This is a genomic window from Nosocomiicoccus massiliensis, from assembly GCF_000438455.1.
Lineage (GTDB): Bacteria > Bacillota > Bacilli > Staphylococcales > Salinicoccaceae > Nosocomiicoccus > Nosocomiicoccus massiliensis.
This window is the reverse complement of sequence record NZ_CAVG010000094.1, coordinates 1-9,804: the sequence shown is the minus strand read 5'-3', so window position 1 is coordinate 9,804 and position 9,804 is coordinate 1. Positions and strand designations below refer to the sequence as shown.

At 35.0% G+C, this 9,804-nt stretch carries 11 protein-coding genes and 1 pseudogene; 8 read left to right on the top strand and 4 right to left on the bottom strand.

The features are described from left to right. Positions 1–511 (top strand): aspartate dehydrogenase domain-containing protein (locus TJ68_RS04175; protein WP_040928919.1); only part of this gene is annotated, 511 nt, incomplete at its 5' end. 65 nt (positions 512–576) lie between these two features. Here the strand turns inward: TJ68_RS04175 and TJ68_RS04170 are convergent. Both TJ68_RS04170 and TJ68_RS04165 read right to left on the bottom strand, forming a co-directional pair. Continuing rightward, a complete protein-coding gene (locus tag TJ68_RS04170) occupies positions 577–1,017 on the bottom strand; it encodes a hypothetical protein (RefSeq protein ID WP_040928918.1) in 441 nt (146 codons plus the stop codon). 170 nt (positions 1,018–1,187) lie between these two features. Beyond that, on the bottom strand, positions 1,188–3,083 hold the full coding sequence (locus TJ68_RS04165; protein WP_040928917.1) for an acyltransferase family protein: 1,896 nt from the start codon (positions 3,081–3,083) through the stop codon (positions 1,188–1,190). 197 nt (positions 3,084–3,280) lie between these two features. Here TJ68_RS04165 and TJ68_RS04160 point away from each other — a divergent pair, with 197 nt between their 5' ends. Both TJ68_RS04160 and TJ68_RS04155 read left to right on the top strand, forming a co-directional pair. Next, a complete protein-coding gene (locus tag TJ68_RS04160; protein WP_040928916.1) occupies positions 3,281–4,312 on the top strand; it encodes a M42 family metallopeptidase in 1,032 nt (343 codons plus the stop codon). Further along, positions 4,312–4,761, top strand: a complete 450-nt coding sequence (locus TJ68_RS04155) for an SRPBCC family protein (protein WP_040928915.1) — start codon at positions 4,312–4,314, stop codon at positions 4,759–4,761. Before TJ68_RS04160 ends, TJ68_RS04155 begins: the two co-directional genes overlap by 1 nt. Before the next feature lie 173 nt (positions 4,762–4,934). On the opposite strand, the gene TJ68_RS04150 is transcribed toward TJ68_RS04155, so the two are convergent. After that, a complete protein-coding gene (locus TJ68_RS04150) occupies positions 4,935–5,477 on the bottom strand; it encodes a hypothetical protein (RefSeq protein ID WP_040928914.1) in 543 nt (180 codons plus the stop codon). Positions 5,478–5,876: 399 nt separating this feature from the next. After that, positions 5,877–6,719, bottom strand: a complete 843-nt coding sequence (locus TJ68_RS04145) for a polysaccharide deacetylase family protein (protein ID WP_202898287.1) — start codon at positions 6,717–6,719, stop codon at positions 5,877–5,879. 139 nt (positions 6,720–6,858) lie between these two features. Between TJ68_RS04145 and TJ68_RS04140 the strand changes: the two genes are divergently transcribed. The 5 genes and pseudogenes from TJ68_RS04140 to TJ68_RS04120 all read left to right on the top strand — a co-directional run bounded on the left by TJ68_RS04140 (position 6,859) and on the right by TJ68_RS04120 (position 9,716). Beyond that, positions 6,859–7,401: a cysteine hydrolase family protein gene (locus TJ68_RS04140; RefSeq protein WP_040928912.1), complete on the top strand. Its 543-nt coding sequence runs from the start codon at positions 6,859–6,861 to the stop codon at positions 7,399–7,401. A gap of 34 nt (positions 7,402–7,435) precedes the next feature. Then, on the top strand, positions 7,436–8,191 hold the full coding sequence (locus TJ68_RS04135; protein ID WP_040928911.1) for an SDR family NAD(P)-dependent oxidoreductase: 756 nt from the start codon (positions 7,436–7,438) through the stop codon (positions 8,189–8,191). A 33-nt stretch (positions 8,192–8,224) separates the two neighbouring features. Next, positions 8,225–8,989, top strand: coding sequence for a M15 family metallopeptidase (locus tag TJ68_RS04130; RefSeq protein WP_040928910.1), 765 nt, complete (start codon positions 8,225–8,227; stop codon positions 8,987–8,989). Positions 8,990–9,206: 217 nt separating this feature from the next. Continuing rightward, positions 9,207–9,455: a type II toxin-antitoxin system Phd/YefM family antitoxin gene (locus TJ68_RS04125; protein WP_040928909.1), complete on the top strand. Its 249-nt coding sequence runs from the start codon at positions 9,207–9,209 to the stop codon at positions 9,453–9,455. After that, positions 9,448–9,716 (top strand): annotated as a pseudogene (locus TJ68_RS04120) (Txe/YoeB family addiction module toxin). The gene TJ68_RS04125 and the pseudogene TJ68_RS04120 overlap by 8 nt, the downstream one beginning before the upstream one ends. The last annotated feature ends 88 nt before the right edge of the window (positions 9,717–9,804 follow it).

The window sequence follows — 9,804 nt, the reverse complement described above, 5'->3', positions numbered from 1 at the left end:
AAAAGATATGATGGTCATCAGTATCGGTGCGTTTAGTGACACTTCGTTATTAGAGAGCGTAAGTGCTAGTAAACATAAACTCTATTTACCATCAGGCGCAGTTGGTGGTCTAGATTTAATACAAAACGTAAACACTCTAAATCATTTAAGTAGTGTCACACTTACGACGACAAAACCAGCATCATCACTTGTAGACGATGAACTATCAGAACCAACAGTCGTATTCGAAGGTGCTGCAAAAGATGCAATCGACAAATTTCCTAAAAACATGAACGTATCGATTATTCTATCTCTCGCTGGATTAGGGATAGAAAAAACAAAAGTTCGCCTCGTCGCGGATCCAAATGCGACAGAAAATGTGCACCACGTATACGTAACGGGAGAATTTGGAGAAGCGACAATTGAAGTTAAAAATCATCCGTTAAAAGAAAATCCAAAGACAAGTGCACTCGCAGCACTGAGCGTCTTAAGTACGTTAGAGCGTATTGAGAGTAATATTTTTATTGGATGAAATTCGTATAATAAACAAAGGACATATTCTAAACTATTTTAGAATATGTCCTTTAATTATGAATATCATTCAACTTCATAGAATCCCATATATTCATTTCCAGAATAATTTCGTAGTAATACATTCAGTCCATGATTTTCAAGGTGTGTAAAATCTGAGAAAATACCGGTATATAATTTCTCGTTTTTAGGATGCTTTTTAAAATCTGTAAATAATAAAGAGACTTCATTTTTATCTTTATCCAGAACATCTATGGATAAATTCGTGCCATCTAATTGATAAGAGCCAGGATAACTTTCTCCAAGATATTGGATAGAAACTTTATTATTTTTATTAAAGTCAAAGATTAAGTAAGCACTATTTGTCGAGAAATCATCTAATGTATTACCAATCTGAATCACAGTAAACACAGAGAGCTTTTTGTCGGTTAATTCATTAGCTTCTGAAGAACATCCATTCAGCAGGAAAGCTGCAGATAAAATAAGAGCAATACAAAGTTTTTTCATTACTTATACAACCCCTTTATTATTATATTAACTTTATTATAAACGCTTTCATAAAAAAAACAAATAATTGATTACAAAATAGCCTTTTAAATGATTAATATCTTTATATTTAAAAGAAGGTTATTATTGTTATAAGATAAAAAAACAGATACATCAATGTGATGTACCTGTTATTTTTTGTTCTGCTCTTGTTCTACGATATGATCTATGATTAGATCAACCATTGCTTCTACACCGTCTGCGTTTAGGTGAATACCGTCTGGTTCAAAGTATTCGACATGTCCTTCTGATGCTTTGTACCAGTCGATGACTGTGACATTTTCAAAGTCTTCTCCTGCAGTGTGTATTTTTTTGTTAACATTGCCTTCCCAATCTCGTGGAACACGTATTGTCACGAGGTAGATATTTGCACGGTTAAATGTTTGAATGAAGTCTTCAAGTTGTTCTAATGAAAAGTCCCCGTTTGTTCCAAGTTCGAGTACGATGTTTTCATTTTCGCTATTAAAGTGCGGGTATTTCGTTCTTGAAATTTCAATTGCTTGGTACATTTGACGTCCAACTTCACCGTTGATGATGGCATTTGGTATACGGTATTGTATGTGACTACCGATATTTACCATGATTGAGTCCCCGATAAATAGTGGAGATGCATGTGATAAATATTCACTCGCAAAGTCTTGTTTTTCTTTTTCAAGTTCGGCTTGTTCTTCTTTGTCAGCTTCTTCTTGAGCGATTCTCGCTTTTTCATCGGTAAATTGTTTATGGTTTTTCTTAATGTTCCATGCAATGCTTTTTGGTGTACTAGAAAACTGCATCGTACCATCTTCAGTGTTGAATGATGATTGTTTGTTCACATCTTTATGGTGATGATCAAAAACTCCGAGCAATGTAACGAGTAAACCTGCGACTAAAATGACACTTACAGTTGATTTCACAATGAGTGTGCGACTCGTGTTATATGCGGGCTTAAAGAAATTAAACCCTTGTTTACGAATCGGTGTTTCAACAAATCTAAATGACAGCTCAGCAGCAATACACGTCAGTATCACTTGTAGTAGGATGATGTGAAGCGGGATTTGTCCTGCTACGTAATGCATGTTCATAAATACGATAATCGGATAATGCCATAAGTAAAGACTATATGAGCGTGTTCCGATCCAAAGCATGACTGGATTTGATAACGCTTGACCGAGTTTTGACACCGGATGTACACTCGCAGCAATTGCTGGAAGTGTTAATAGAGTGACAAAGAACAGTCCGCCTGCATATAACCAGTTTGAGTAATCTTTTGTAAAAATCATAAATAAAATCAGTATGATGAGTGACGTAATACCAACAGTATCAATGACTTGCTGATATCTTTTAGGTGTTTCTGTTTTTAAGTTAAACGGTGGCCAAATGAATGCAAGTAACACACCGAGTAAAATTGTATGTGCACGTGTGTCTGTTCCAAAGTACACGCGTGAGTTGTCCATATCTGGCACCATGAATAGTGTCATTAAGAAGAGTGACACAAAAGTCATAATTAAAACAGCTATCGGCATCGTTTTATTTGAACGTCCGAATTTAAGTAATAAGACGAAAATCACAGGCCAAATAATATAAAACTGTTCTTCAATTGCTAAACTCCATAAGTGCATTAAAGGTTTCGGTTCACTTGCTTCGAAGTAACTGACATCTTCAAATATGTACCACCAGTTCGACACGTAAAATAGAGCGGCGATTGAATCGTGTTTAATCGTTTTAATCATTTGCGGTTCAAAGATTAACGTATAAAGGATAACGACCCCAATTAAAAAGAACACAGCCGGGATCAGTCGTTTAATACGGCGAATCCAAAAGGCAATTAAATCGATAGATCCTTTTGATTGGTACTCATGAATGAGTAAACTTGTAATTAAATATCCTGAAATGACAAAGAACGTATCTACACCTAAAAATCCACCAGGAAGCCATAGTGGATTTAAGTGATATATAATAATCGCAATAACAGCGATTGCCCGTAGGCCATCGAGTCCTGTTAAATAGCGTTTCGGTTTTACTGAAAAATGAAATTTATCCGGCATGAGTTTCTGTGCCTCTCTATAATATGATTCAATATAATAATTTTATAATATAGAATGTTACTGTATTATGTCAATTGTTACACGAAAACGACAAAAATAAATCGTTATCATTACTAATTATACCATTTTTATTGTTTGATATAATGAAATTATGTAAAAATAAATAGATAAAACTTTAAAATACCGGAGGTTACATTATGTTTAATCAAACAGAAACATTACAGTTTTTAGAAGACCTACTTAACGTCAATAGTCCAACAGGGTATACGAAACAAGCGATAGATTTCTTAAGAACTGAAATAGAAGCACTCGGTGTAAAAACTTCAACGACACATAAAGGGAATTTAATTGCGTATATCGAGGGAGAAGATACGTCAGTAACACGTGCATTATCTGGACACGTGGACACGCTTGGTTTAATGGTGCGTTCTATTAATAGTGACGGTACTTTAAATTTAACAAAACTTGGTGGACCTCTGACACCAACGTTAGACGGAGAATACTGTGATATTATTACGAGAAGCGGTCATGTATATGCGGGTACAATACTATCAACGTCGCCGTCGATTCACGTATTTAAGGACGCATCAAAAAAAGACAGAGACATCGATAACTTAGTCGTAAAAATCGACGAACGTGTTGCGTCAAAAGAAGATGTTGAACGTAAGCTTGGTATTCAAAACGGTGATATCGTCGCATATGATCCGAAGACAGTCGTAACGACATCTGGCTTTGTAAAATCGAGATTTTTAGATGATAAAGCCTCTGTAGCACTGCTTGTGAGTCTCATTAAAGCAATTCAAGCAGGAGACGTTAAACCGAAAACGAACTTACAGTTTATCTTCACAGCATACGAAGAAGTCGGTCACGGCGCATCATATTTACCTGAAGAAATTACAGAACTTCTTGCGGTAGATATGGGCTGTATTGGAGAAGACCTAAGCTGTACAGAATACGACGTCAGTATTTGTGCAAAAGACTCATCAGGTCCGTATGATTACGAAATGGTTTCGAATTTAATCGAATACGCAAAAGAAGAGGAACTCGACTACGCTGTAGATATTTACCCAATGTACGGTAGTGACGCGAGTGCAGCACTGAGTGGTGGCGCAAATATTAAAGCAGCGTTAATTGGACCAGGTGTTGCAAACAGTCACGGCATGGAACGTACGCACGTCGACGCGTTACTCAATACGTATAAATTACTCGTGAAATATGTAGAAAACTAATGATGAAGTGGCATAAAACAGTCATGATATCCGCGCCGATTGATGAGGTGTGTCATCTATTTAATGTTGAAAACTTCCATAAAGTGAAGCCTGAGTTGAAGCGGATCGAAGAGATTCGTAAGACTCCTGACAAAATCGGTAGCACGTATAAAGTGACGCATGAGGAGCACGGTAAAACGATACAGTATATCGTGACGCTCGATAGGTATGAGAATGAAGCGGACTCTAAGTTACTACGCTTTTCTTATACAATTAACAAATTCTTTCAAAAGAGTGCACAATATAGGTTGATAAAAAAACAACAAAGAGAGACTGAACTCATCTACAGCGGAGAGATGCGCGGCAAATATTTCCTAGGAAATATTATATTGAAGATGTTATCAAAATCTCACCACGACCAAACGATTGAAGCGTTTCTCTTACGCATAAAAAATTTGTATAAAGAATGATTGATAAAAAACCTCTTTCCCGTTCAGATGAGTGGGGAAGAGGTTTTGATGTTGTAGATTGGTGTGCGTAGGTATTTTAACGTAACTTTTTAGAAGTTGAAAATCCATGTAACATGTAAATTGTAGATTTCATGTACATATTTTTATCTAATGAGCAAATAAATATTCTACTATTATTTATAAATAACTTTCAAATATGAATGATTAATTGTTTTTCTATAAAAATAAGTTGGGGCGTGCATGTTGGGATAAAAACGTTTATATTTTTTAATTGTAACATCTGCATATATACCTAGCTGACTATATCTTGCTGAATTAGCAGGTATGTTTGTGGTTACTGTATTCTTATAAGTAAATGACAGTTTGATACCGGAATAAGATCCGGAAAATTTGTAAGATTCACCTTGAGCAATACTGTAACCTGAAGACTTAGACCAATACTTCGTCGCATATCCACCGAAAACTCCATAAACTTTTTGTGTTGAAACTAGTTTATCTGCAGCGATTGTGTTTAATTCGTTATTGTTTCTAATACTTTCTAAATATAATTGCATATCATTCTCATTAGTAAAAACTAATACCTCATTATCGTTAATCATTAACTCAAAAGTTGATGGGTGACTTAGTTCATCTGTAGTCGTAAGTGCCTGTGCTTCTAACTCATTTAAAAAACCAATAGAGATGAACAATAAAATCGAAAAAATTACCTTTTTCATAAATACCTCCTAGATTAAAAGTAATTGATTTTTTATAAATTTTATTTTAAATTTAAAAATATTACAAGCGTTTTCTTAAAGGAGGTCATTAATGTGACAAATAGTCAAAAGACGATTTTAATTAATGTAATGTGGATGGTATTTATTGTGTTTTTAATATTTATGTGGAATTTTCGTTAGGGGGACGAATCATACCTTATTGGTTATTAATTTTCCCTGCGGTTTTGTTCTCATTTATATTTATAAAAGATAAAAAAATACGATCGATTCATGTGAAGGTAATTCCCACATGAATCGTTTTCGCAGCAAAATTCCAATCCAGTCATCCAGTAATTAGCCCCAGTAAAACAAAAAAATCGTATGCGACTCTCTCCGTTCGCATACGATTTTTTATCACTTTTACGGTCTAACTTCTAATTTTTTTGGATTTACAAACTCATAGCCTTTATATCTCAGGCCTTCAAGTATTTTTGGGAGTGCGTCTCTCGTCCATTGACGGTCGTGCATAAGTAAGTTTGCTCCGTGATCGAGGTATTCTGAATGTACCATCTTATATTCGAGAATGTCTTTGTCGAGGTATCCAGGAGTTGCATCGTATCCATACGTCCAGTTCATGGACTGCATACCTTCGTTTTTTATAATTTGTTCAGAAGCTTCTGTATTAATACCAAAAGGAGCGCGGAAGAATCTCGGTTTTTCTCCGGTAATTTCTTCGATGAGATTATTTGTTGATATAATTTCTTCGTTTACTGCTTCATAAGATAACTTTGATAAGTCTGGGTGATTTTGTGTGTGGTTTCCAATTTCAAAACCTAAATTATAAATTTCTTTTAACACATTTTTACCGCGCTCCGAGTTTAAAAACATTCCGTTTACAAAAAAGATTGCAGGTGCGTCGTACTCTTTTAATATATATGCGATGTCTAGCGCATAATCTGCGGGTGCATCATCAAACGTGAGTAACGCAACTTGTGTGTTAGTACCTTCTTCGATTGGAAGGACTCTATACGTTTCGTGATCTATATAATACTCTCTCGCTATTTCTTCATCTTCTTCTACAATTTCAGTTTCAGTGTCTTCTTCACTCTCATCATGATCATTTTCGTCTTCTTCAGGTTCAGTTTCCTCTTCAACAATTGTTTCAGGTTTGTCATCAGTTTGTTCGGGCACTTTTTCTGTATGTTCTTGAGTGTCTTCTTTTGATGTACATGCAGATAAAATAAGGAAAGATAGTAGTAACATATAAAGAATTTTCTTCATAACAATTAAACACCTCTTACTTCATATTATATATGAAATTTTAAGAAGTTTAATAAACTTAAAGGAATTTCTATGAAAGATTAGTATAATAATGTTAAACATGTTTATTGAGGTGGTATAAGTGAGTAAAGAAGCTTTATTGATTGTTGATATGAGTAACGACTTTGTAGATTTAGACGGGCCATTAAACGTTGGAGAAGCCGGACCTGCCATTACGCCTTATATAAGAGATTTAGCGGACGAATTTTTACAAGATGGTAAGTATGTGGTGATTTCTATGGATGACCATGCGCCGGATGATGCGCACTTTGATTCTTGGCCAGTTCATAACGTAACAGGAACAAAAGGACAAGAGTTATATGGACCACTTAAAGAGTGGTACGATGAAAACAAAGATAATAATCACATTATTTATTCAATGAAAGAAAACTATAATGCATTTTTTAACACTGGTTTAGATGAAGTGTTACGTGAGCGTGACGTTGAAACGGTACACATTTGTGGAGTCGCAACAGATATTTGTGTGTTTTTAACAGCGTCAGGTGCAGATGCGAATGGTTTTAAAACAGTCATCCACAAACGTGGAGTCGCGACGTTTACAGATCAACAAGAGTCGAGTCTAGAACATATGGAGCGTTGCTTCCATTCAGAAATTGTAGAATAAGATCACATACATAATATTGAATAGGAGGAATAATATGTTTGATTTAACGAAAAAAGTTGCACTTGTCACAGGTGGTGCAAACGGAATTGGTAAAGGGATTTCGACGATTCTTCAAAAAGCAGGAGCGTTCGTTATTATTGCGGATTTAGACAAAGAAAACGGTGAAAAAGTCGCAAAAGAATTAAACGGAGAATTTTACGAGCTAGATGTGACAAATCTTGATGGTATCGAAAAAACGGTCGACAGCATCGTTGAATCTCACGGAAAAATCGATATCCTCGCTTCAAATACAGGGATATTCCCTCAAAAATTCATTGAAGACATGTCTGAAGCAGATTACGACAAAGTACTTGACGTTAACTTAAAATCATCTGTCTTTGTAAGTAAAGCTGTGTTAAAGCATATGAAAAAGGCGAATTACGGCCGTGTTATCTTTACATCTTCAGTAACAGGACCAATCACTGGATATCCAGGGTGGGCACATTACGGTGCGTCAAAAGCAGCACAACTTGGATTTATGAGAAGTGCAGCGTTAGAGTATGCAAAGTACGGTATAACAGTAAACAGTGTGCAACCAGGTAACGTGTTAACCGAAGGCTTAAAAGCACAAGGTGAAGAATATTTAGAAGGTACAAAATCTATTATTCCGATGCATGAATTAGGGAAACCCGAAGATATTGGTGCAGCAGTTGCATTCTTTGCATCTGACGAAGCGGGTTATATTACAGGACAAAGTATCGTCGTCGATGGTGGACAGATTTTACCAGAAGAACCAGATGGTATTTTATAGAACGATTTGAAAGTTTAAATGGAGCGTATTTTTATGAAAAAAATGATTGGACTTTCAGTGCTTACGATATTTTTAGTCGGATGTACTGGAAACAACGGCATTATTAATAAAGACGATCACAAAGTAACTTCAACGCCTGCTGAAACAAATGAGCAGGTAGAAGAAGAAGTTGTCGAAGAGACACCACTTGTAACGGAAGAAAATGTGTTTACAGAAGGTACGATCGAACAACTCGTAAACCCAGCGTATGCATTATCTGAAACGTATGAACCGTCTGACTTAGTGCTCGTTGACTTAGTGAGCACGCAAGAGACATATTTAAGAAGTGAAGCATATGAGGCACTGAAAGAACTATTTGAAGCTGCAAATGAAGAAGGTCTACAACTTTATGCAGTGTCTGGATATCGATCATATGCAATGCAAGAAACACTTTACAATAACTATATATTTCAACATGGACAAGAAGAAGCCGATCGATTTAGTGCAAAACCAGGGACAAGTGAACACCAAACAGGACTTGTGATGGACGTCAGTAGTGAAAGTGCGTGGTTTGGTTTATCAGAAAGCTTTGAAGCAACACCAGAAGGTGAGTTTGTAAAAAACAACGCACATAAATATGGATTTGTCGTTCGTTATTTAAAAGGTAAAGAAGATATTACGGGGTATATGTATGAACCGTGGCATATACGTTACTTTGGTAAAGAACTCGCACAAGAATTATACGATAGCGGGTTAACATACGAAGAATATCTAGAAAATAATAATATATCGTTAACACCAGTAAGTGAAGTAAAGTAATTTTTAATAAGATTAATAAGCTGTATCCTTTTTAATATAGAGGATACAGTTTTTTGTTTACATTCTATAATGTTATTTGGTGAAATGGTTCTCTTATATAAGAAATAAATTTTTTTAATACTAACGCCCTTTGCCCAATCAACATCTCTTCTGAAAAAGATATATCGCTTTTATAGTTGTACAATATATTGTACAATTCAATTGGGAGATGATAGTAATGAGTGTAGAAACATATTCAAATGCAAGAAAAAATTTCAGACAACTAATTAATCAGGTAAATGAAAATAGCGAAGTGATAACAATCACAACAAATGAACATAATGCTGTTTTGATGTCTGAAGATGATTATAATTCTATTATGGAAACTTTTTATTTACAAAAAAATCCATACAATAACGAGCACTTAAAACGTTCAATTTCACAATTAGAAAATGATGAAATAGTTAAGGTTAATATTGATGACTAAACTACTCATTACATTTTCAACTGATGCTTTTGAAGACTATAAAGAGTGGCAAATACAAGATAGAAAAACTTTGAAAAAATTAACCAACTCATCAAAAGTATTGAGAGAGATGGAGTACTGGAAGGTATCGGAAAACCAGAAAAATTAAAAGGAAATTTAAGTGGTTGGTATAGTAGGAGAATTACACAGGAACATAGACTTGTATATAAGATTGATAAAGGATCAGTTATGATTGCTTCATGTAAATATCATTATAAATAAAAGCTGTGTATACTATGTTCACATCGGTGATAAAATGAAAAATATGAGCTAGAAAAGTAGAAATATAATGAACGATATAATTAACGGA